Source organism: Ursidibacter maritimus (assembly GCF_009761395.1).
Classification (GTDB): Bacteria; Pseudomonadota; Gammaproteobacteria; order Enterobacterales; family Pasteurellaceae; genus Ursidibacter; species Ursidibacter maritimus.
In genome coordinates this window covers 382,975-406,880 of the sequence record NZ_LEKN01000013.1, presented here as the reverse complement: position 1 = coordinate 406,880, position 23,906 = coordinate 382,975, and the positions used below count along the sequence as shown (strand labels likewise).

The following is a 23,906-nucleotide window of genomic DNA, read 5'->3' as shown; positions in this document are numbered from 1 at the left end:
TATGGAAATTTCTACTTTACAAATCGTCCTTGTCTTCCTTGTTGCCTGTGTATCAGGTATGGGATCAATTTTAGATGAATGGCAAACCCACCGCCCGTTAATTGCTTGTACCCTAATCGGTATCGTATTAGGTGATATCAAAACAGGGATTATTGTGGGTGGTTCATTAGAATTATTAGCTCTAGGTTGGATGAATATCGGGGCAGCACTTGCACCTGATGCAGCATTAGCGTCTGTGGTTTCAACCATTCTTGTTATCGTTGGTGGGCAAGATATTCCAACTGCGATTGCTCTTGCAATTCCACTTGCTGCAGCAGGTCAAGTACTCACTTATGTTGTACGTGCGATTACCGTTGGTTTCCAACACGCTGCAGATAAAGCCGTTGAAACAGGGGATCTAAATAAATTAGATTGGATTCACCGTTCAGCGCTATTACTTCAAGCGATGCGTATTGCAATTCCTGCGTTAATTGTTGCAATGACAGCAGGTACAGATACCGTACAATCAATGTTAAGTGCAATTCCTGATGTAGTAACAACAGGGTTAAAAATTGCAGGTGGCTTTATTGCAGTTGTAGGTTATGCGATGGTCATCAATATGATGCGTGCAGGACACTTAATGCCATTCTTCTACACAGGTTTTGTTGTAGCAGCGTTCACTAACTTCAACTTAGTGGCACTTGGTGTGCTGGGTACAGTAATGGCAATTCTTTATATTCAACTTCACCCTAAATACAACCAAAGTAAACAAGTGGTGCAAGTACAAGCAACAAACAATGACCTTGATAACCGTTTAGACTAAGAAGGGTAGTAATATGACAACTGAAATCAAAAAAGTAACGCAAAGTGATTTAAATGCGGTCGTACGCCGTTCAAATCTATTCCAAGGTTCGTGGAACTTTGAACGTATGCAGGCATTAGGTTTCTGCTATTCAATGGTGCCAGTGATTAAACGCTTATATCCAGATCCAAATTCACAAGAACGTAAAGATGCAATTAAACGCCACTTAGAATTTTTCAATACGCAACCTTTCGTTGCAGCACCTGTATTAGGTGTAACCATTGCAATGGAAGAAGAGCGTGCTAATGGTAAACCGATTGATGATGCAGCAATCAACGGGATCAAAGTAGGTTTAATGGGGCCTTTAGCGGGCGTTGGCGACCCAATTTATTGGGGAACGGCACGTCCTGTATTTGCGGCACTTGGTGCTGGTTTAGCGCTTACAGGAAGTATTTTAGGTCCATTACTGTTCTTTGTACTATTTAACCTTGTTCGTCTTGCTACACGTTACTATGGCGTAACTTATGGTTATAAAAAAGGCTTAGATGTTGTACAAGATATGAGCGGTGGTTTATTACAAAAACTAACGGAAGGTGCTTCAATTCTCGGCTTGTTTATTATGGGAGCTTTAGTTCAAAAATGGACGAGCATTAACGTTCCGTTAGTAGTTGCAACCATTGAGAAACAAGACGGCACAACCGAAATTACAACGGTACAATCTATTTTAGATAGTTTAATGCCAGGTTTATTACCGCTACTATTAACTTTCGCTTGTATGTGGTTATTACGTAATCGTGTCAATGCGTTATGGATTATCGTTGGATTCTTCGCTATCGGTATTCTTGGTGCGTGGACAGGTGCATTAGCTTAATGTGCAAATAATCTACTGAATTTGACCGCTTGTGGTAAAATACAAGCGGTCAAATTTGACCGCTTATTTACCTATTTATTACTACTCTACATCCACGCATTACTACGAATTACACCAACAGCAATGCCTTCAATTTCAATAAAAGATGTTCTTGGATCAACAACAATCGCTTGTAGTTCATCATTTTCAGGGTGTAAGTAAATAAGTTCCCCTTTCTTTTCTAAGCGTTTAACTGTGACTTCATCATCAACTCGGGCAACAACAACTTGTCCATTACGCACTGATTGAGTACGATGAACAGCGAGTAGATCGCCATCTAGAATACCTATTTTTTCCATTGAGTTGCCACTGACCTTAAGTAAATAATCCGCCTGTGGCGAGAACATTGCTCCATTAACAGGATAGCGGTTTTCAATATGTTCTACCGCAAGGATTGGTGTACCTGCGGCAACTTTGCCAATCAGCGGTAAGCCTTCTTCATCATTGGCGGCAACCTCTTCATCTTCAACAAGGATACGAATACCGCGAGATGTCCCTGATAACATTTCAATATACCCTTTACGAGCTAAGGCTTTCAAATGCTCTTCTGCCGCATTTGGGGATTTAAAACCAATTTCACGAGCAATTTCTACCCGAGTTGGTGGCATTCCGGTGCTTTCGATATGTTGTTTTACAAAATCAAAAATTTCTTGTTGGCGAGCGGTTAAATGTTGGCGCTTCATAAATCCTCACTGTCTTTATATACAGAAAATAGTGTCATTATATACAGTAAATGTGGATTTGTAACTAACAAATACCATTTTCTATAAGAATTTATGCTAAAATTCGCGTAATCCGACCATAATTATTCAAAAGGATACAAAAATGTCAGCATTAATTAACATTTATCGTAAGTTTTTAAATATACCACTCTCTTTATTGGTAAAATCTCGTTCTATTCCTACGAACCCAATTGAAGAATTAGAGCTGAATCCTGAACAACCGTTCATCTATGTATTACCTTACACTTCACAAACCGACCTTTTAATTTTACAGAAAGATTGTTTAGCCTTAAATTTACCCGATCCATTACAGCCAAATGAGATTGAAGGACAAATATTACCACGCTATGTTTTTTTAGATGAAGGCAGACGCTTTTTTAAGTCTAAAGGGGCAAAAAGTGAAACGGAAACAGTATTCTATCGCTATTTAGATCTTCATCGGGTGAATAGTCAATTAGATGTTCAGCTTATTCCTGTTTCTGTGCTATGGGGGAGAGCACCAGGGAAAGAAAAAGGCTTACCTGTTTTACGTCTGTTAGGACCATTACAACGTTTAATAACAATGATTTGGTTTGGTCGTGACAATTTTATCCGTTTTTCTCAAGCGGTTTCGTTACGTTATATGGTAGAAACTCACGGTGCTGATCAAGGTATTGCTCAAAAATTAGCTCGTGTTGCCAAAATGCACTTTTCTAAACAACGTTATTCAGCGACAGGGCCTCGTTTGCCTGATCGTGAGGCGATGTTCAATAAATTACTGCAATCTCCTGCGATTTTAGCTGCAATTGAAGATGAAGCTCAAAAACCAAAGAGTTCGCCAGAAAAAGCACGCAAAGAGGCTGAAAAGATTCTTGATGAAATTGCGGCAAATGTTCGCCACGAAAGTTTAAGAACTGCAGATCGTTTATTAAGTTGGCTTTGGAATAAGCTCTATCAAGGCATCAATGTGCAATACGCAGAGCGTGTGCGTAAATTGGCATTGGAAGGACACGAATTAGTTTATGTGCCTTGCCACCGTAGCCATATGGATTATTTATTACTCTCCTATATCCTTTATCATCAAGGTTTAGTTCCGCCACATATTGCTGCTGGGATCAACCTTAACTTCTGGCCAGCAGGCCCAATTTTTCGTAGCTGGGGCGCATTCTTTATCCGCCGAACCTTCAAAGGAAATCGTCTCTATTCCACGATTTTTAGAGAATATCTAGCGGAATTATTTTATCGGGGCTATTCAGTCGAATACTTTATCGAAGGCGGGCGTTCTCGTACAGGGCGTTTACTTGACCCGAAAACAGGAATGATGTCGATGACTTTACAAGCCTTGCAGCGTGGACTTTCACGTCCAATTAGCATTGTGCCTGTTTATATCGGTTATGAACACGTTTTAGAAGTGGATACCTATGCCAAAGAGCTACGAGGTGCAGAAAAAGAGAAAGAAAATGCAGGTCTAGTGCTGCGAGTTATCAAAAAATTACGTAACCTTGGGCAAGGTTTTGTGAACTTTGGTGAACCTATCCAATTGAATAATTACTTGAATTTGCATTTTCCAGAGTGGAAAGCACCGCTTGAGGAAGACGCTCGTCCGAAATGGTTGAATAATGCTGTTGAGTCAGTGTCAAAACAAGTGATGGTGAACATCAATAATGCGGCAGCGGTAAATGCGAAAAACTTGATCGGTTCAATTTTGTTAGGCTCACGCCAGCGTTCTTTAACCAAAGAACAGCTTATTGAACAAGTTGAAAGCTGTGTCCTGTTGTTTAAAAATGTGCCGTATAACAAAGATATTACTATTCCAACGGAAACGGCTAATGAAATGCTAGAACACGTGCTCACACTACCACGTTCGGGTGTGATTGTAGAGAAAGATAACTTTGGTGAAATTATTCGTTTAGATCGTCAATCAGCAATTCTGATGACTTATTACCGTAATAATATCCAACATCTATTTGTTTTACCTTCTTTAGTGGCAAGCATTGTATTGCATCACGAAGCGGTATCGAAAGATCTGATTATGCAAAGCGTTCAGCGTATTTATCCGTTCTTACAAGCTGAACTCTTTTTACACTTTGCGGAAGATCAAGTTCGAGCTCATATTGAAGATATTTTAGCAGAATTTAGTCACCAAAATATTATTAAGAGCGAAAGCGAAATGTTTATGATCAACCGCCATCGTATTCGCTCGTTACAGTTACACGCAGCGACAATTCGTGAATTATTACAGCGCTATTACATCAGCTTGAGTATTTTAATTGAGCAACCTGACATTAGCCGCAATGAATTAGAGAAAGAGAGTTGTTCTATTGCACAGCGTTTATCTGTCTTACATGGCATCAATGCACCAGAATTTTTCGATAAATCCTTATTCTCAACCTTTAGTGGAACACTGAAAGAGCAAGGATATTTTGATGACGAAGGAAATACTGTAGTGAATAAAGTGAGGGATATCGAAACTTTATTGCGAGGCTTAATTTCTTTAGAAATTCAGCAAACTATTCAAGGTGCTATGGTTAAAATGGAAGAAATTCACTCCACTGATGAAAGCAAGATTGAAGACAGTAAAGTAACCAAAGAACTAGAAGAAACAGTACAATAAACAGTTTTGTTGAAATAATAGGCTTATGTTTTATATAAGCGGTAACAAAAGCGGGATTTTTTGCAAATTCCGCTTTTTTATTGGGCAAAGAAAAGGGTAGAATTTCGCTTATGTTTTGGAGTTGGGAATGTTCAATGACTTTCTTGATAAACTGCAATATACTTACACAGAATGACTTTAAAAATGATCTGAGGAAATACTATGCAACCTAAAGCCAAATTTAGAAAAGATTATCGCCAACCAGATTTTACTATCACCGATATTTATCTTGATTTTCAACTTGACCCTGAAGAAACATTGGTGACATCACGTTTAAGCGTACAACGTAAAAATCCAGAAGCAACGAGTTTACGTTTAGATGGGCATAGTTTTGAGTTGGTTTCCGTTAAACTCAATGGCGAAACCTTTTCAAACTACCAACAAGATAATGAATCTTTAACCCTAGCTTTAGAAAATTTCCCATCAGATCAATTTGAATTAGAAATTAAAACATTATTACAACCGTCTAAAAATACTTCTTTACAAGGGCTGTATCAATCAGGCGATGGTATTTGTACTCAGTGTGAAGCAGAAGGTTTCCGTCAAATCACCTATATGTTAGATCGCCCAGATGTCCTTGCAAAATATCGCACGAAACTCACCGCTTGCAAGAGCAAATATCCATATTTGCTTTCAAATGGTAACCGCATTGCACAAGGTGATTTAGATGATGGTCGTCATTGGGTAGAATGGGAAGATCCATTCTTAAAACCAAGCTATTTATTTGCGGTGGTTGCAGGTGATTTTGACCTGTTACAAGATAAATTTACCACAATGAGCGGACGTGAAGTTGATTTAGAAATTTACGTTGATCGTGGCAATTTAGATCGTGCAAGTTGGGCAATGGCAAGTTTAAAACGTTCGATGAAATGGGACGAAGAACGTTTTGGCTTAGAGTACGATTTAGATATTTATATGATCGTAGCAGTAGACTTCTTCAATATGGGGGCGATGGAAAACAAAGGTTTAAACATTTTTAACTCGAAATTTGTTTTAGCTAACCCACAAACAGCAACCGATGAAGATTATATGAATGTGGAGAGCGTGATTGCTCACGAATATTTCCACAACTGGACGGGTAACCGCATTACTTGTCGTGATTGGTTCCAACTAAGCTTAAAAGAAGGTTTAACCGTATTCCGCGATCAAGAATTTACATCAGACTTATGGTCTCGTTCTGCAAAACGAATTGAAGATGTCCGTTTCTTGCGTGCTTTCCAGTTTGCTGAAGATGCAAGTCCGATGGCTCACCCAATTCGCCCTGAAAAAGTGATTGAAATGAATAACTTCTATACAGTAACCGTTTATGAAAAAGGGGCGGAAGTCATTCGTATGATTCACACTTTACTAGGCGAAGAGAAATTCCAAAAAGGAATGAAACTTTATGTGGCAGAAAATGATGGTAAAGCCGCAACCTGTGAAGATTTTGTTTCAGCGATGGAGCGTGCATCTGGCATTGATTTACAGCAGTTCCGCCGTTGGTATAGCCAATCAGGTACGCCAGAGCTGACAGTCGCAGACGAATATGATGAGAAACGCCAAACCTATCGTTTACACGTTGCACAAATGACGCCTGCAACGGCAGATCAAGTAGAAAAAGTGAATTTGCATATTCCATTGAAAATTGCACTCTACGGACAAAATGGCGAAAAACTGAAATTACAGCACGAGCTATTAACGGTAAGTGATGTGTTAGATGTGATTCACGATAATCAGACTTTTGAGTTCCATAATGTACCGCAACGCCCAGTGCCTGCGCTACTTTGTGATTTCTCTGCTCCTGTACGTATTGATTATAATTACACCACAGAGCAACTTAACACACTGTTGAAATATGCTGAGAATGACTTTGTTCGTTGGGACGCAGCTCAAACACTGTTTATCAACGAATTAAAAGCCAACTTAACTCGTCATCAACAAGGCGAAACGATGACCTTCTCGCCTGAATTATTAGATGGTTTAACCTTAGTGCTCGAAAATGCAAATCAAGATCCTGAATTGGCGGCACTTACGCTAACATTGCCAAAAGAAACTGAATTTGCAGAATCTTTTAAAGTGATTGACCCTGCAGGCATTGCCGTTGTACGTGATTTTATGCAGCATCAAATTGCAGAAGCATTAAAAGATCGTTTCTTAGTGACTTATAATCAAAATAAACTAACAGGTTATCGCGTCGAAGCGGAAGATATGGCAAAACGAGCATTACGCAATGTGTGCTTATCCTATCTAGCGTTTACAGATGTAGGAAATACCTTAGTTCACAAACATTATCATCAAGCCGATAATATGACAGATACGCTAGCAGCACTCTCTGCAGCAACAAAAGCACAGCTTCCTTGTCGTGATCAATTATTAACAGATTTTGAAGAAAAATGGCACCACGATGGTTTAGTAATGGATAAATGGTTTGCTTTACAAGCTACTCGCCCTGATGACAATGTATTAGAGCTAGTGCAAGGCTTATTAAGCCACCGTAGCTTTAACTTGAAAAACCCTAACCGCCTACGTGCTTTAATTGGTAGCTTTGCATCGCAAAACTCAAGAGCTTTCCACGCTATTGATGGTTCTGGATATCGCTTCTTAGTAGATATGTTGATCAAACTAAATGAAACCAACCCACAAGTTGCTGCTCGCTTAATTGAACCGTTGATCAAGCTCTCACGTTATGATGCACAACGTCAAACCTTAATGCGTCGTGGTTTAGAACGCTTGAAAGGGTTAGATAATTTGGCTCGTGATCTGTTTGAGAAAATTGAAAAGGCATTGCAGTAATGCCTTGGTACACTGCGTTATTTTCATTCCAAGGTCGTCTTAACCGTCAAGGGTTTTGGATCGGCTTTGGAATTAACTTCGCATTTTTGTTTATATTTGCAAATTTTATCTTAAATCCGACCGCTTTTAGTTGGATTAGCATACTGCCATTGCTGTTATCAGCATATAGCTTGGCGGCTGTCATCACAAAACGCTTACACGACAGAAATCGTTCTGGAAAAGCGTTATTGATGGTTCTCGTCCCTATCTTATGCTACTTATGTTCATCGGGAACAGATGGAACAATGGCGTGGTTACTCGGTATTTTTATGCCCGTATTCATTGGCACAATGTTGTTATTAGAATGGGGCGTATTTGCGGGTAACCCTGAAGCAAACCAGTATGGCAGCAACGGGAAACCTGTTCGGTTTAGATAAATTAACCGAAATTATTTCGACATTGCACAAAGCCAATTTGTGTAGCAGCTGTATCTCTAAAAAATTTGGTTTAATGGGCAAAAAATGTGAAAAAAGTTTCTGCAATCTAATCCCCATCTTTAGCAAAGAGGGGCTAGGGGAGATTTGGCAGGCGTGAATTACAAAACGAAAGATAAATAAGCGGTAAGATTTCTAACGGTTTTTGCAAATTTTTTCGCTTGTATAGATTAGAATAGCACTCGTGTGAACACGAGTGCTATTGGGAATGTGCATACTAATTTACGTAACCTGCTCGAATATGATCGAAGACGATCTAAACCCCCAACCTAAAACGTTAGGGCACGAAGTGCCCAGAATTTTATGGTTTAATATAAGAAACAATGAGTGGACGGAACATCAACACCCTAAATTACTTATTATCCAGTACAAATTATTTACTAAATAGCTTTTACTAGATAGCTAAATCAATAAGCACGAGCTTTTAGGATACAATAAAAATGAAAGATAGAATAGAAAAAATTATAACTATTTCTAAAAATAATGGAAAATTTAGAAAGGTTTTTGTTCCCACCCCCTCATATGCTGAGCAACTGAATAAAAACCTTAAATACCTTAATGAGATTCTTTTAGAGCGAGATAAGTGTAAAGTTAATCATGCGTTTTTAACTGGGAGAAATAGTGTTACAAATGCAATGCAACACATAGGTTATCGTTATTGCTTACAACTAGATATTGAAGATTTTTTTGATAGTATTACTAGTGAAAGTGTAAAAGGACTCATTAATGATGAAGTTATCAATCTTGTTTTTATTGATGGCTTTCTCAAACAAGGTTTGCCAACAAGCCCTATGATTTCTAATATTGCATTTATTCCAGTTGATCAAGCTATTCTAAACTTTGTTAAAAATTTAGATGAAAATATTGTTTATACCCGATATGCTGATGATCTTACCTTTAGTTTTAATGATATAAGATGTAAAGGAGTTATTCATAAAAGAATTATAAAAATTTTAGATGAGTTTGGGTTTAAAATAAACAATAAGAAAACAAAATTTCAAAAAGCAGTTAATGGGAATTTTATTATAACTGGTATATCTGTTAATGAAAAAGGTGTTTTTTCAACAAGAAAAACCAAAAAGAAACTAAGAGCTTTAGAGCATCAATATCAAAAAAACATTAAATTTATAATTAATATTATAGAAGACATCTCCTTTATGGAAAAAGATATTCTAAAGTTAGTTAATGTTCTTAAATTATTAAACACTTACTATAAAAACAAAGATAATATATTAAATTGGAATCTAAAATTTCTTGATGGGTTTTTAAATGAAGCTTGTAATATTTTTGTTTCTTTTTCAGGAAATATATATATTTCTGACGTCAAGGAAATAGGAAGATATCATAAGTATTTAAAATATAATTCTGAATATAATCATATAATAAATAATCATACTGATTTTAAATGGATTAAGTATAGAAAATATAAAATAAAACTAGAAGATATTATAAAAAAATGTGATGAATGTAGGTATAATTTTCATTCAGTAATAGGTTTTAGAGGTTGGGCAAGTTGTGCTCTTCCTAAAAAAGAGAAAAAGGACGCCAAAGTTAATCAAAGTTCATCAAATATATTTTTTGATGATGATAATATTCCCTTTTAAATTGTATAACTAAGAGAAAATCAATGACCAAACAAATCCAAATGGCAGACCGTTTCGACGCTTCTGCAGTAGAACAAGCACTTTATAAACACTGGGAAGAACAGGGCTATTTTAAGCCGACTGAAAACCCGAACTTTCCAAGTTACTGTATAGCAATTCCACCGCCGAATGTGACGGGCTCATTGCATATGGGACACGCTTTCCAACAAACCTTAATGGATACGTTAATCCGTTTCAACCGTATGGAAAGGCATAACACCTTATGGCAAGCGGGTACAGACCACGCAGGGATCGCCACGCAAATGGTGGTAGAGCGTAAAATCGCAGCGGAAGAGGGCAAAACTCGCCACGACTACGGGCGTGAGGCTTTCATCAACAAAATTTGGGACTGGAAAGCCTATTCAGGCGGTACAATCAGCCAACAAATGCGCCGTTTAGGCAACTCAATCGACTGGGATCGCGAGCGTTTTACAATGGACGAAGGCTTATCCAATGCGGTAAAAGAAGTGTTCGTTCGTTTACACGAAGAGGGCTTGATTTATCGTGGTAAACGCTTAGTAAACTGGGATCCGAAACTTCACACCGCTATTTCCGATTTAGAAGTGGAAAACAAAGATAGCAAAGGCTCGCTGTGGCATTTCCGCTATCCATTGGCAAACGGTGCAAAAACCGCAGACGGTAAAGATTATTTAGTGGTAGCGACCACTCGTCCTGAAACGATGTTAGGCGATACAGCGGTGGCGGTTCACCCAGAAGATGAACGCTATCAATCCTTGATTGGTAAAACGGTTATCCTACCGCTTGCTAATCGTGAAATCCCAATTATTGCCGATGATTATGTCGATCGTGAATTTGGAACAGGAGTGGTAAAAATTACCCCTGCTCACGATTTTAACGACTACGAAGTCGGTAAACGCCATAGTTTGCCAATGGTAAACGTTCTGACCTTAAATGCGGATATTCGTGCGGAAGCGGAAATTATCGGTACAGACGGCAAACCGCTAACAACTTACGAAGCGAAAATCCCTGCTGATTATCAAGGTTTAGAGCGTTTTGTGGCGCGTAAAAAAATCGTAGCGGATTTTGAAGCACTCGGCTTGTTAGATGAAATTAAACCACACGATTTGAAAGTGCCTTACGGCGACCGCGGTGGCGTGCCAATCGAACCAATGCTGACAGACCAATGGTATGTGTCGGTAAAACCACTTGCAGAAGTAGCGACTAAAGCAGTGGAAGACGGCGAAATCCAATTCGTACCAAAACAGTATGAAAACCTCTATTTCTCTTGGATGCGTGATATTCAAGATTGGTGTATTTCTCGCCAGCTATGGTGGGGACACCGTATTCCTGCGTGGTATGACGAGCAAGGCAATGTGTATGTTGCTCGTGATGAAGCAGAAGTGCGGTCAAAATATCAGTTAAATTCTGATGTTGTACTACGCCAAGATGAAGATGTGTTGGACACGTGGTTCTCATCAGGTTTATGGACGTTCTCCACTTTAGGTTGGCCAGAGCAAACCAAAGAATTGAAAATGTTCCATCCAACCGATGTGTTAATTACAGGGTTCGACATCATCTTCTTCTGGGTGGCGCGTATGATAATGTTTACGATGCACTTTATCAAAGATGAAAATGGCAAACCGCAAGTACCGTTTAAAACGGTGTATGTAACAGGCTTAATTCGTGATGAACAAGGGCAGAAAATGTCGAAATCGAAAGGGAACGTATTAGACCCAATTGATATGATTGACGGCATTTCCCTTGAAGATCTTCTCGAAAAACGAACAGGCAATATGATGCAGCCACAGCTTGCAGAAAAAATTGCCAAAGCAACGCGTAAAGAGTTTGAGAATGGTATTTCTGCTCACGGTACGGACGCATTGCGTTTCACCCTTGCTGCATTAGCAAGTAATGGTCGTGATATTAACTGGGATATGAAACGCCTTGAAGGCTACCGCAATTTCTGTAACAAATTATGGAATGCTAGCCGTTTTGTACTCACAAACGACAAACTGGATTTAAGCAGTGGCGAAGTGGAATACAGTTTAGCGGATCGTTGGATTGAATCGACTTTCAACCGCACTGTTGAAGAATTCCGTTCAGCATTAGCACAATACCGTTTTGACTTAGCCGCAAATACCATTTACGAATTTACTTGGAACCAATTCTGCGACTGGTATTTAGAACTAACTAAACCTATTTTTGCTAACGGTACGGACGCTCAAAAACGTGGTGCAAGCCAAACGTTAGTGAAAGTGTTGGAAAAATTATTGCGTTTAGCTCACCCGATTATTCCATTTATTACCGAAGAAATTTGGCAAAAAGTGAAAGGATTTGCAGGTGTTGAAGGCGATACCATTATGTTACAGTCATTCCCACAAGTAGATGCCGAAGCAATCGACAACCAAGCAGAACAACAAATTGCGTGGTTAAAAGAGGTGATTATTGCCGTGCGTAATATTCGTGCGGAATCGAACATCGCCCCAAGCAAAGGACTTGACCTATTGCTACGCAATATCAGCGAAACAGATTGCAAAATTCTTGCTGAAAACGACCGCTTGTTAAAAGCCATTGCGAAGTTAGACGATGTTAAAGTCCTTAACGCTAGTGAAGAAGCACCGCTTTCAGTGACCAAACTGATCGGCAATGCGGAGTTATTCGTGCCAATGGCAGGCTTTATTAATAAAGAGGCAGAACTAGCACGTTTGAATAAAGAGATCGAAAAACTGAATAACGAAGTCGCTCGTATCGAAAACAAACTCAGCAACGAAGCCTTTGTTGCCAAAGCCCCAGAGCAAGTGATCGCCAAAGAGCGTGAAAAAATGGCAGAATACGCTGAGGGTTTAGAAAAACTCAAACAGCAGTATAAAGCGATTGAAACTTTGTAATTGGTGAAGTTGAATGAAAAGTGCGGTCAATTTTGACCGCATTTTAATAGAGGATGAACATAATGTGGAAAAAACTACCTGAAGCTAACAAACTGAAATACAAAACACTAATTTCTAATTTTGCTAGTTTAAGTGAAGCTTTTTCTCAAAAATCAGAAAGTGTAGAGGAAACAGAAGGAAAATACATCGTCGCTCCTATTGTGAATTCTAAATTCCAGGAAACAGTCTTTCAAAAATCCTTTAACGCAACAAGTGAAGATATTGCTAATACATCCTATGATGCTTCTATAAAACTAGATACTGGAGAAAAATATCTAGTTGGAATAAAAGCATTCGGGATTGATGCCAAAGATCAAAAAATAGCTCAATTCAAATCAGCTAGTTCTGATTGGGTTAATATTATTGGGAAAATAAGAGAGAACGCAGAAAGTTGTTCATGCAAAGAAGAAATTAATAAAATTAATGAGCCACTATATCGAGCATTAGCTCTAAAAATAGCCGAGTTACGCAATAAAAGGCTTAATTCATCTAAAGCTCAAATAAAAGGATTTCAAGGAGATGAATCTGAAATTCAAGCTGTTTATCATGTCCTGATGACAACTAAAAAGAATGAGTTACCTAAGATTTTTGTGGGGGAAATACCTTATGAACCTGTGGATATTGATAATATAGTCATTGAGGGGACAACAGGTAAAGTTGAAAACTTCAAGTTTAATGATGGAAAACATATTTATAAATACACTACTGCAGATAGTCAGTTATTTATGAATTTTGATAATAAGAATATTATTCTTGAAGAGTGGGATGTTAATTATATTCAGAATCCATTTGATTTTTTTGAAAATTTATCCAAGGATTTCCCAAAAAATGAAAGTAAAGAAATACTAGAATCAGTTTCTTGGATGATCGAAATTGAAGAAGCTTCGGGGTTTAATGCTTTTAATGGCGGTAGTAAACTTTCTCATAAAAGTAGAAAATCTGCATTAAATAAATTTATTAATAAGCATACTAAATATCATAACAGTAATGATTTTAATAAAGTCATTACTGAATTATCTAAATTATTATTAGAGAAAATAGCAAATAATAAGAATGCTTTATCTAAAAGAAGAAAGGATAGAGAAAGTTTATTGTCTTTTATTAAAGAGAAGTATCCCTATACGGATTTATATGAAGATATTGAGAAGTTAGTATGTCGTTCTGCAACGGAGGTTTATATCCCAATTCCTAATTCATTTAAATTTCACAGGAATAACCCTCATTTTTTTGGAGAAAATTTTGGAACATTTAAAGAGGGAACTAATCAATTAGTACTTAATCCTGAAGATCGAGTTTTTAATCTCGAATTTATTCCTTCAGGAAATATAATACAAGCATATATAAACCAAGATAATGGCAAAGCTATCCAATCTAAAGATAGTCAAGATATCTTAGGGGGATGGTTATTATACAATGTATTTCAGCTTAAATATCGAGAGCTATTAACATATAGAAAATTAAACGACTTAGGTATAAATGGTATTAGGCTTGTTAAATTTGCTGATAGTAATAGGGGTATTGGATTAGAGTTTATTTGGATAGATCCAGAAAACCCTCCAAAAGATTTTATAGGAACTTAATTAGGAATTATAACAAATGAGATGTGCTTCATTTTTTGCGGGTGTTGGTGGTATTGATCTAGGCTTCCAGCAAGCTGGATTTGATATTATTTATGCAAATGAAATAGATAAAAATGCTGTAGAAACTTTTATATCTAACCATAATATTTTTATGGATCACCGTAGTATTGTCGATGTTAAAGCACATGAAATACCTGATTTTGATGTTATGTTAGCAGGATTTCCATGTCAGGCATTTTCTATTGCAGGTTATAGAAAAGGATTTGAAGATAAAGGAAGAGGTGATTTATTTTTTGAACTAGAAAGAATTTTTATTGCAAAGCAACCATCAATAATTTTTCTTGAAAATGTTAAAAATTTAGTCACTCATGATCATGGTAGGACATTTGCGATTATACAAGATTCTCTAAAAAGGAATGGCTATTTTATTAAATATAAAATATTAAATGCTTGCGAGTACGGAAATATACCACAAAACAGGGAGAGAATTTACATAGTTTGTTTCAAAAATAAGAAATTTGCAGAAAAATTTGAGTTTCCTATAAAAATAGAATTAGAAAAAACAATAAAAGACATGTTAGAAAATGAATTAGATATTGATAAAAAGTTTTTTTATACAAATAAAACTCCATTCTTTAACGAGTTAGTTAAAAATGTCACAGGATATGAAACTTTATATCAATGGAGAAGGAAATATGTCAGAGAAAATAAAAATAATCTATGTCCAACACTTACTGCAAATATGGGTACTGGTGGGCATAATGTTCCTTTATTGAATGTTCAAGGACTACCTGAAACTATTAGAAAATTAACCCCTAGAGAATGTTTTAATTTCCAAGGGTATCCTAAAGATTTTAAATTGCCAAATTTGACTAATTCTCACTTATATAAACAAGCAGGAAATAGTGTAGTTGTTCCAGTAATTAAACGTATTGCAGAGAATATACGCCAAGTAATATCAAATTAATTGAAATATAGTAAATTTCTACATTTACTATATTTCTCTACTAAACTCGGTTAATTTTCAGGTTATTTTAACAAGGCTACTTTTTGTGTAGTCTATCTTCTTTGAAAATAGTCGTTATGATTTCAAATTTTTCTTTCATGATGATGTAAAAAAGTACGCTTAGCTCATAATCTGAACATGATGTAGAAGATCAGACTTACTTTGACAAATCATTATAAAAATGAGAGCTTCTCTATCAAACTAACTAAGTTAAAACGAGTATAAAATGTCTATTGCTGTTGAATTACAAAGTATCAATATTCACGATGCCAAAACGCATTTATCACGCATTGTGGAAGAAGTTAAGCGTCAACAAACACCAGTGATCATTGCAAAAGCAGGCAAACCACAAGTAAAAATCGTACCAATTGATAATGATTTACCTACTACAAGATTTGGCTTTATGCAGAAGCAAATTGTACCTGATAATTTTGATCGTTTATACGAAGAGGAAATTCTAATAATGTTTAATGGAGAAGCAAAATGAAAGTATTGCTAGATACTCATATTTTGCTTTGCCTTTGATCGAACATTACTAGCTCAATCTGAATATAAGGCATATAGGACAAAATATTTAAAATCACACCAATTACATCAAAAAAACGAGGGAAAGAAATCCCTCTTTACTATTTGCAAATTAATCATCAAAAGCAACCGCTTGAACAGCCCATCTTCTTTGAAAATAGTCGTTATGACTTTGAATTTTTCTTTCATAACGATGTAAAAAATGTGCGGTTAATGCACAAGTTAAATAGTGTAAATGACGCTTTTCGGTTTAATTCTCAGCGAAAATTATTGATAGGTTCATTGGATACAGGAAATGATGTTGGTTGGTTTCATTTGCCTTTAAGCTATGAGTTAGCTGATGGATCAACGCATACTTTTGATTTTGCTTTTGAGGTTCTACCAAGCAAAATGGATTTACATTCCGACTTACCTCAAATGTATGCCGATATTGACGAACATTACCCGCTATGGCGGTTTAATTTGATTGAAAAAGCGGAGCAATCTGTTCAAGATAGTCGCAAGCGAGTGGATTTTTCATTGCTCTGGTTTGCTCAATTTCAACGTTTACAAGCTGATTTTGCAGCAGCCTTAAAGGTGATAGCTAATAGTCCACATAACCGACTACAAGCGGTAGAAAAATATCAAAGAGCGGATAAAATCAAAGGGAAATTGCCAGAACGTGCAGCAATAAAAATCCGCAATGATATACAAAATGGTTTATGGCATAAGCGTTATGCAATTACGGAGAAAACATTATCCGTAGATACACCAGAAAACCGTTTTGTCAAAATGGCAGTAGCCCATTCTTTCAAAATCTTGACAAATTTCAACCGCACTTTAACCAAAGAAAATGCTAAAACTAACCGATTATCTAAGGCTTTTTTTCAGCGATTAGAGGAATGGCAAAAGCCTTTACGCTTATTTCAACATCAACCCTTTTTACAACAAGTTGGTGATTTTCAGGGGCTAAGTAAAGAAAGTTTAGTGTTACAACAGCGTTCAGGCTATCAGCGAGTTTCCCAAATTTGGCAAGAATTAAAGCATTATCTTGATATTTTTGAGCAAAATAATGCTGAAATTTCGCAAAAATCTGTGGCAGAGCTTTATGAAGTATGGTGCTTTTTAGCATTACGCCGTTGCTTGCTTAAACTCGGTTTCAATGAAAAACATCGGAAAAAGGAGTTGTTAGCTCAAGCTGATGATTTTAGTTTAATGATGAAAGATGGCATTCGAGGTGCATTTCATTTTGAGAAAGATGGTGTAAAAATTCGGTTAGCCCACGAACCTAAATTTGGTAAAAATAATCAAACAATCAAATCCTTTGTAACACCACAAAAGCCAGATATTTTCTTAGAAGTGATCTTTCCAAATAAGCTACGTTATATTTGGCTGTTTGATGCGAAATACCGTATAAAAACAGAGCAAGCTAAAGACGAAAATGATGATATTGAGCGTATTGATTATGTACCAGATGATGCGATTAACCAAATGCATCGCTATCGTGATGCGTTGATTTTATTGGATAATTCTCAGCTTACACCCAAATCTCGCCCTGTGTTTGGTGCTTTTGCTTTGTATCCCGGTTTTTTCGATCAAAAAGCGGTGGAAAATCCCTATCAAAATGCAATTGATGAAGTGGGTATCGGTGCATTTGCTTTATTGCCAACAGAAAATGGTGATTATTGGCTTACTGAATTTTTGAAATCTAAATTACAGCTTCAACAGGCTCACGACAATTTGTGGCTACAGCATGAGGCGCGTATTGCTGATCATGGTATGCAGCAGACCTATTACAATAATTTAGTCTTTATTATTGGAGTCGGGAAAGATCGTTCTGCGTACTATTATACTCAATTGGAACAAGGAAAATTAGCTTGGTACCACACGCCAGTGACCACTTTTGAGCTGAAATATCCTGATTATCTGGCGAGTGAAATCCGCTTTTTAGCCTTGGCATATCAAGGTGAAGTTCATCGAATTTATCCTGTAAAATCAGTACAAAAATTACCACGTTCACACATTACTGTTGAACAAGCTGGAGCAGAAAGTGAAAGTTCAGCGGAGTACTATTTATTTGAATTGGCAATGCCTTTGCGATTAGAACAACCAATTATTGAAGTCCCACTACTAAATGAACAAGGGAAGGGGTTTAGACATACGATGAAACTAACTACATTGGAAAAATTGGGTAATGTGAAGTCTTTCACTGAGTTGGATGGATTAGCAATTTATTCATAATATATTGATGTAGAAGATCAGACTTACTTTGGCAAATCATTATAAAAATCAGAGTTTCTCTATCACTCCAATTTCTCACTAATAACATTAGTTATAACAAAAACCGCTTAGCTAATCAGTTAAACTGGCTAACCAAGCGGTTATTTTATTGTGGTTTTTTGCAAATATTAAAGCACTTAAGCTTTAATTTGTGAGCGTAAGAAATCTAATAATTGCTCTTTATTAATCATCTGTTTTTCACCTGTACGGCGATTTTTATATTCAATTTCACCGTTTTCTAGGTTTTTCTCACCAATAACCACCATATGCGGTACGCCAATCAATTCCATATCCGCAAACATCACCCCTGGGCGTTCTTTACGATCATCAAAAATAACATCAACACCTTGTGTGCGTAGTGTTTTATAAAGATCTTCCGCAAAAGCTTGGACTTTTTCTGATTTATGCATATTCATCGGAACAACCGCTACGGTGAAAGGGGCAATTGCATCTGTTGGCCAAATAATACCGCGTTCATCGTGATGTTGTTCAATAGCAGCCGCCACAACACGAGTTACCCCAATACCATAGCAACCCATAATCATCGTTTGTGGGCGTCCATCCTCGCCTTGTACAGTGGCTTTCATCGCTTCTGAATATTTTGTGCCAAGTTGGAAGATATGTCCGACTTCAATACCACGTTTGATGAGCAAGGTTCCTTTGCCATCTGGACTTGGATCACCTTCTACAACATTGCGTAAATCGGCTACTTTTGGTAAAGCAACATCACGTTCCCAATTGATGTTGAAATAGTGTTTTCCGTCAATATTCGCCCCAGCACTAAAATCATTCATAATGGCAACGCTTCTATCAATAATCACTGGAATAGTAAGATTGACAGGGCCTAATGAGCCAACGCCAGCACCGATTTTCGCTTTGATGTCTGCTTCGTCAGCAAACTCAAATGGCTCTGCAACTTCTGCTAATTTTTCTGCTTTAATTTCATTCAAATCGTGATCGCCACGAATGACTAATGCAACTAATGGATTTTCTTCACTTGCCCCTTTTACAATCAGGGTTTTCACTGTTTTTTCGATAGGTAAATTAAACTGTTCCACTAATTCATTGATCGTTTTTGCATTTGGTGTATCAACCAATTGTAGTTCAGCAGTTGGAGCTTGACGTTCACCAACTGCAATCGCTTCTGCCAGTTCAATGTTAGCTGCATAATCAGATTCTGTTGAGAATACTACATCATCTTCACCGCTTGCCGCTAAGACTTGGAATTCGTGAGATGCCGATCCACCGATTGAACCTGTATCCGCCGCAACAGGACGGAAATCTAAGCCTAAACGCGTAAAAATGTTGCTATATGTTTGGTGCATTACATCATAGGTTTCTTGTAATGATTCTTTGGTTGTGTGGAAAGAATAAGCATCTTTCATCAAAAATTCACGTCCACGCATTACACCAAAACGAGGGCGAACTTCATCACGGAATTTGGTTTGGATTTGATATAAATTGAGTGGTAACTGTTTATAAGAACTCACTTCACGGCGAACTAAATCGGTAATAACTTCTTCATGTGTTGGACCTAATACAAACGGGCGATCGCCACGATCTTTAAAACGTAGTAATTCAGGGCCATAATCTTCCCAACGTTCTGATTCGATCCACAAATCTGCAGGTTGCACAACAGGCATTTCCACTTCTAATGCCCCACTTTTATTCATCTCTTCACGAATAATATTTTCAACTTTCTTTAATACACGCAAACCCGTTGGAAGCCAGTTATATAAACCTGATGCAAGCGGTCGGATCATTCCTGCTCGAAGCATTAGCTGATGGCTAACGACTTGAGCATCATTTGGAGTTTCTTTGAGTGTAGAAAATAAATATTGACTGGTACGCATTGTTTTATCCTATCTTTATAATTTTTAAATGTGAAAATTTTGCTATTGTAGAGATCAACAGTCATTCAGGAAAGCATAAGCGGTAAGATTTTGCAAAAATTTGCAAAATTTCTTAAAAATTCGACCGCTTGTTTGATGAAATTCAATCTCAGGCTAAAATCGGCTATGGATAAACCCTATTCATAATGTTAAAATCCGTCTCGCTTTTTGCTTTATAAAAGCAAAACAATCGGTTCAAGTGTATAAGAAAACTCAAGGCTGGTTTGACTTCTCATAAAAAGGTTGAATTTATGCAAATTTTCTTTACACTATATAACTCTCGCACTTAAGCGAATTCACAAATAGGAAACACAAAATGAGCATTGAAGAACGCGTAAAAAAAATCATCGTTGATCAACTTGGCGCAAAAGCAGAAGATGTTAAACCTGAAGCTTCTTTCATCGAAGATTTAGGCGCAGACTCTCTTGATACAGTAGAGTTAGTGATGGCTTTAGAAGAAGAATTCGATATCGAAATTCCTGATGAAGAAGCAGAAAAAATCACAACTGTACAATCTGCGATTGATTACGTTCAAAACAATCAATAAGATTTGTTCTTGAGAGGCGACATTTAGTCGCCTTTTTATTTAGTTAGCTGACTATCACGCCCTTCTCTCCGTTATATCCTATCTAGCTTTAACTTAACCTTTGTAATTTTACATAAATCATTGAACCTGAATAAGTTTTGCCTTATTCATAAATTTAATTATAAACAACATAAAAACAAGGCAAATGCCTTCCTAAAAAATATAAGAGAAAATATAGAAAATGAAACAAGATCCAAATTATCAACAAGAATTAGAAAAATATGAAAACCCTGTGCCAAGCAGGGAGTTTATTTTACAAACAATCCGAAATTATGATGCACCAATGAGTAAAGAAGAGCTACTTGCCACCTTTAACATTGATGATGAAGACCGCCAAGAAGCCATTCGCCGTCGATTACGAGCAATGGAGAATGATGGGCAGTTAGTCTTTACCAAACGTCGCCGTTATGCCTTACCTGAAAAGATGGATTTATTAAAAGGGACAGTTATCGGGCATCGTGATGGTTATGGCTTTTTACAAGTTGAAGATGATGACGATTGGTTTATCCCGAATAACCAAATGGTGCGTGTGTTACACGGGGATTTCGTCCTAGCTCAACCTAATGGAACAGATCGCCGTGGTCGCAAAGAAATCCGTATTGTACGCGTATTGGAAGCTCGCAAAAAACAAATTGTCGGACGATTTTTCACTGAGTCAGGAATCAATTATGTTGTCCCTGATGATAGTCGTATTCAGCACGATATTCTTATTCCTGAAGATCAGCGTCTTGGAGCAAGAATGGGGCAAGTAGTAGTTGTTGAATTACAACCACGCAAAGCAGATTTTAAACGCCCTGTTGGTTTTATTACTGAAATTTTGGGCGACAACCTTGCGCCCGGTATGGAAATTGAGATTGCTTTACGCAATCACGAAATTCCACATATTTGGAGCGAGGGTGTTGAAAAACAGATCCGCCAATTTAGTGAAGAAGTACCCGAAGAAGCCAAACAAGGCAGAGTGGATTTACGCCATCTCCCCCTTGTCACGATTGATGGTGAAAGCGCTAGAGATTTTGACGATGCTGTTTTCTGCCAACGAGAAGAAAATGGTTGGCGTTTGTGGGTAGCGATTGCTGATGTCAGTTACTATGTTCGCCCAAAAACAGCGCTTGATTTAGACGCTCAACAACGGGGGAACTCTGTTTATTTTCCAAATAGAGTGATCCCAATGTTACCTGAAGTATTATCGAATGGGTTGTGTTCACTTAATCCACAGGTGGATCGTTTATGCTTGGTGGCAGAAATGCAAGTGTCCGAGGCAGGACAATTAGGTAATTTCCAATTTTATGAAGCGGTGATGAATTCTCACGCTCGCCTAACTTATACGAAAGTATGGCATATTTTAGAAGGAAATGAGACATTAAGAGAACGTTATTCTGCTCTTGTTCCCCATTTGGAAGAGTTACATAAAATGTACCAAGTGCTTGTTGATGCTCGCCAAAAACGTGGTGCAATTGAATTTGAAACCATTGAAAATCAGTTTATTTTCAATCCACAAGGGCGTATTGAACGCATTGAGCCTGTGATTCGTAATGATGCTCATAAAATTATTGAAGAGTGTATGATCCTTGCCAATATTGCAGCAGCTCGTTTTGTCGAGAAAGCCGATGAGCCTTCGCTCTATCGTATTCACGCTCAACCAAGTGAAGAAAAATTGACAAGTTTCCGTACATTCTTAAAAGAATGTGGGCTATTTTTAGATGGTGGGTTAAATCCAACGCCAAAAGACTACGCTAAATTACTGGATACAGTTAAAGAGCGTCCAGATAAAGAGCTGATCCAAACAATGCTATTACGTTCATTAAAACAGGCAATTTATTCCCCTGATAACGAAGGGCATTTTGGCTTAGCTTTAACGGAATATGCTCACTTTACTTCACCAATTCGCCGTTATCCTGATTTATTGCTACATCGTGCGATTAAGTATTTAATCGAAAAACAGCAGGGCAATACTCGCCATTACACCAATGGCGGTGGATATCACTATAAGCTGGACGATATGGATCAATTCGGGGAAAAATGCTCTGCCACTGAGCGTAGAGCAGATGATGCAACCCGAGAAGTTGCAGATTGGCTGAAATGTGAATATATGCAAGATCATATTGGCGAAGAGTTTATGGGCGTTATTTCAAGCGTAACGGGCTTTGGCTTATTTGTTAAGCTCAATGAATTGCTGATTGATGGTCTGGTACATATTTCAAGCCTAGATAATGGGTACTATCACTTTGATAGCGACCGCCAACGTCTTGTAGGTGCTAATGGCGTAATGTATCGTTTAGGCGATCCTGTAAAAGTAAGAGTGATCGGCGTGAACTTAGATGACAAAAAAATAGATTTTGCTTTGACGACCAGTTTACGCAAACCCAAAGCAGCAGGTAAAACTGCAAAACAAAAAGCGAAAACAGGAGAGCCTATCTTTAAAGAGATCGCTACGATAAAAAAGGTTTCTAAAAAGAAAGCGGATAAAAAGAAAACGTCTAGAAAGAAAAAAGCCCCAACCAGTAAAGCGAAAAGAAGATAATAAGCCGGTTGCTTTTCACACAAAATTTACAAAAGTGAATCCTTTACTTGTTTTTTTGAAAATGAGCCAGTACACTGGCTCTGTTTTTACACTCATATAGGAGCATTTTATGAAAAAATTCGTTTTAGCAACTCTTGCTAGCTTAGTATCAGTATCTGCATTTGCAGCGCCTGTAGGTCAGACTTTTACAGGTTTTGGCGCAGGTGTTGATTTAACTTCAACTAAATATAAAGGTGCTAAACGCGCAACTGGCGTAGGTATCATTGCAGATTATGGTATTGATTATGGCAATAATTTGGTTGGTGTGATTGAAGGCAAAGTAAAATTAAATAGTTCTAAATTAGTTGACGTTACAGAAACTGACGGTTCATACACGAAAGTTGACGAGAAATGGCGAGCAAGCGTAAGCTATTTACAAGGTTACCGTGTCTCTGCTGATTTATTACCTTACGTAAAAGTAGGTTATGTAGCTGCTAAATTTGAAGCTAAAGATCGTGAAGTATATGGTAATAACGTTGAATATACATCGGTAGCAAAAACTAAAGGTGGTATTGGATTTGGTGTGGGTGCTAAATACGCCGTATCTTCAAACTTTGAAGTTGGAGCAGAATATTTAAGAACTAACATCAAATTCGATGGCGAGAGCTTAAAAGGCAACACTTTGGGTGCTAACGCAACTTATCGTTTCTAATTTTTAGTTAAAATATTATTAGATT

General features: G+C 37.4%; 16 protein-coding genes. 14 read left to right on the top strand and 2 right to left on the bottom strand.

What is annotated here, in order from left to right; genetic code table 11:
- The first annotated feature begins 1 nt into the window (after position 1).
- Complete coding sequence (locus A1D26_RS04935) at positions 2-802, top strand: PTS mannose/fructose/sorbose transporter subunit IIC (RefSeq protein WP_157402961.1); 801 nt, start codon at positions 2-4, stop codon at positions 800-802.
- A 13-nt stretch (positions 803-815) separates the two neighbouring features.
- Positions 816-1,652 (top strand): PTS mannose transporter subunit IID, encoded by an 837-nt coding sequence (locus A1D26_RS04930; RefSeq protein ID WP_157395390.1) that lies wholly within the window; start codon positions 816-818, stop codon positions 1,650-1,652.
- Between the two features lie 86 nt (positions 1,653-1,738).
- Here the strand turns inward: A1D26_RS04930 and lexA are convergent, their stop codons facing one another.
- A complete protein-coding gene (gene lexA, locus A1D26_RS04925) occupies positions 1,739-2,374 on the bottom strand; it encodes a transcriptional repressor LexA (RefSeq protein ID WP_157402960.1) in 636 nt (211 codons plus the stop codon).
- Between the two features lie 142 nt (positions 2,375-2,516).
- Between lexA and plsB the strand changes: the two genes are divergently transcribed.
- From plsB to A1D26_RS04880, 9 genes are all read left to right on the top strand, one after another.
- Positions 2,517-5,006 (top strand): glycerol-3-phosphate 1-O-acyltransferase PlsB, encoded by a 2,490-nt coding sequence (gene plsB / locus A1D26_RS04920; RefSeq protein ID WP_157402959.1) that lies wholly within the window; start codon positions 2,517-2,519, stop codon positions 5,004-5,006.
- 201 nt (positions 5,007-5,207) lie between these two features.
- Complete coding sequence (gene pepN / locus A1D26_RS04915; protein ID WP_157402958.1) at positions 5,208-7,817, top strand: aminopeptidase N; 2,610 nt, start codon at positions 5,208-5,210, stop codon at positions 7,815-7,817.
- A complete protein-coding gene (locus A1D26_RS04910) occupies positions 7,817-8,233 on the top strand; it encodes a DUF805 domain-containing protein (RefSeq protein ID WP_157402957.1) in 417 nt (138 codons plus the stop codon). The genes pepN and A1D26_RS04910 overlap by 1 nt, the downstream gene beginning before the upstream one ends.
- 497 nt (positions 8,234-8,730) lie before the next feature.
- Positions 8,731-9,894 (top strand): reverse transcriptase family protein, encoded by a 1,164-nt coding sequence (locus tag A1D26_RS04905; RefSeq protein WP_157402956.1) that lies wholly within the window; start codon positions 8,731-8,733, stop codon positions 9,892-9,894.
- Between the two features lie 23 nt (positions 9,895-9,917).
- On the top strand, positions 9,918-12,782 hold the full coding sequence (locus A1D26_RS04900) for a valine--tRNA ligase (RefSeq protein ID WP_157402955.1): 2,865 nt from the start codon (positions 9,918-9,920) through the stop codon (positions 12,780-12,782).
- Between the two features lie 62 nt (positions 12,783-12,844).
- Positions 12,845-14,401 (top strand): hypothetical protein, encoded by a 1,557-nt coding sequence (locus tag A1D26_RS04895; RefSeq protein ID WP_157402954.1) that lies wholly within the window; start codon positions 12,845-12,847, stop codon positions 14,399-14,401.
- 16 nt (positions 14,402-14,417) lie between these two features.
- Positions 14,418-15,368 carry a DNA cytosine methyltransferase gene (gene dcm, locus A1D26_RS04890; RefSeq protein WP_157402953.1) on the top strand — a complete coding sequence of 317 codons (951 nt, stop codon included), beginning with the start codon at positions 14,418-14,420 and terminating at the stop codon, positions 15,366-15,368.
- A gap of 265 nt (positions 15,369-15,633) precedes the next feature.
- Positions 15,634-15,894 (top strand): type II toxin-antitoxin system Phd/YefM family antitoxin, encoded by a 261-nt coding sequence (locus A1D26_RS04885; RefSeq protein ID WP_157394972.1) that lies wholly within the window; start codon positions 15,634-15,636, stop codon positions 15,892-15,894.
- Positions 15,895-16,037: 143 nt separating this feature from the next.
- The gene (locus A1D26_RS04880; RefSeq protein WP_157402952.1) at positions 16,038-18,152 is read left to right on the top strand and encodes a DUF2357 domain-containing protein; all 2,115 of its coding nucleotides are present in this window, start codon (positions 16,038-16,040) and stop codon (positions 18,150-18,152) included.
- 176 nt (positions 18,153-18,328) lie between these two features.
- On the opposite strand, the gene proS is transcribed toward A1D26_RS04880, so the two are convergent.
- Positions 18,329-20,044, bottom strand: coding sequence for a proline--tRNA ligase (gene proS, locus A1D26_RS04875; RefSeq protein ID WP_157402951.1), 1,716 nt, complete (start codon positions 20,042-20,044; stop codon positions 18,329-18,331).
- Positions 20,045-20,399: 355 nt separating this feature from the next.
- Here proS and acpP point away from each other — a divergent pair, with 355 nt between their 5' ends.
- The 3 genes from acpP to A1D26_RS04860 all read left to right on the top strand — a co-directional run bounded on the left by acpP (position 20,400) and on the right by A1D26_RS04860 (position 23,881).
- Complete coding sequence (acpP, locus tag A1D26_RS04870) at positions 20,400-20,630, top strand: acyl carrier protein (protein ID WP_006249478.1); 231 nt, start codon at positions 20,400-20,402, stop codon at positions 20,628-20,630.
- A gap of 220 nt (positions 20,631-20,850) precedes the next feature.
- Positions 20,851-23,190, top strand: coding sequence for a ribonuclease R (gene rnr / locus A1D26_RS04865; RefSeq protein ID WP_157402950.1), 2,340 nt, complete (start codon positions 20,851-20,853; stop codon positions 23,188-23,190).
- A 109-nt stretch (positions 23,191-23,299) separates the two neighbouring features.
- The gene (locus A1D26_RS04860) at positions 23,300-23,881 is read left to right on the top strand and encodes a porin family protein (RefSeq protein ID WP_157402949.1); all 582 of its coding nucleotides are present in this window, start codon (positions 23,300-23,302) and stop codon (positions 23,879-23,881) included.
- The last annotated feature ends 25 nt before the right edge of the window (positions 23,882-23,906 follow it).

Coding starts and splice junctions, on each gene's coding strand:
- A1D26_RS04935 (WP_157402961.1), top strand. CDS start 2: ATGGAAATTTCTACTTTACAAATCGTCCTTGTCTTCCTTGTTGCCTGT.
- A1D26_RS04930 (WP_157395390.1), top strand. CDS start 816: ATGACAACTGAAATCAAAAAAGTAACGCAAAGTGATTTAAATGCGGTC.
- lexA (WP_157402960.1), bottom strand. CDS start 2,374: ATGAAGCGCCAACATTTAACCGCTCGCCAACAAGAAATTTTTGATTTT.
- plsB (WP_157402959.1), top strand. CDS start 2,517: ATGTCAGCATTAATTAACATTTATCGTAAGTTTTTAAATATACCACTC.
- pepN (WP_157402958.1), top strand. CDS start 5,208: ATGCAACCTAAAGCCAAATTTAGAAAAGATTATCGCCAACCAGATTTT.
- A1D26_RS04910 (WP_157402957.1), top strand. CDS start 7,817: ATGCCTTGGTACACTGCGTTATTTTCATTCCAAGGTCGTCTTAACCGT.
- A1D26_RS04905 (WP_157402956.1), top strand. CDS start 8,731: ATGAAAGATAGAATAGAAAAAATTATAACTATTTCTAAAAATAATGGA.
- A1D26_RS04900 (WP_157402955.1), top strand. CDS start 9,918: ATGACCAAACAAATCCAAATGGCAGACCGTTTCGACGCTTCTGCAGTA.
- A1D26_RS04895 (WP_157402954.1), top strand. CDS start 12,845: ATGTGGAAAAAACTACCTGAAGCTAACAAACTGAAATACAAAACACTA.
- dcm (WP_157402953.1), top strand. CDS start 14,418: ATGAGATGTGCTTCATTTTTTGCGGGTGTTGGTGGTATTGATCTAGGC.
- A1D26_RS04885 (WP_157394972.1), top strand. CDS start 15,634: ATGTCTATTGCTGTTGAATTACAAAGTATCAATATTCACGATGCCAAA.
- proS (WP_157402951.1), bottom strand. CDS start 20,044: ATGCGTACCAGTCAATATTTATTTTCTACACTCAAAGAAACTCCAAAT.
- acpP (WP_006249478.1), top strand. CDS start 20,400: ATGAGCATTGAAGAACGCGTAAAAAAAATCATCGTTGATCAACTTGGC.
- rnr (WP_157402950.1), top strand. CDS start 20,851: ATGAAACAAGATCCAAATTATCAACAAGAATTAGAAAAATATGAAAAC.
- A1D26_RS04860 (WP_157402949.1), top strand. CDS start 23,300: ATGAAAAAATTCGTTTTAGCAACTCTTGCTAGCTTAGTATCAGTATCT.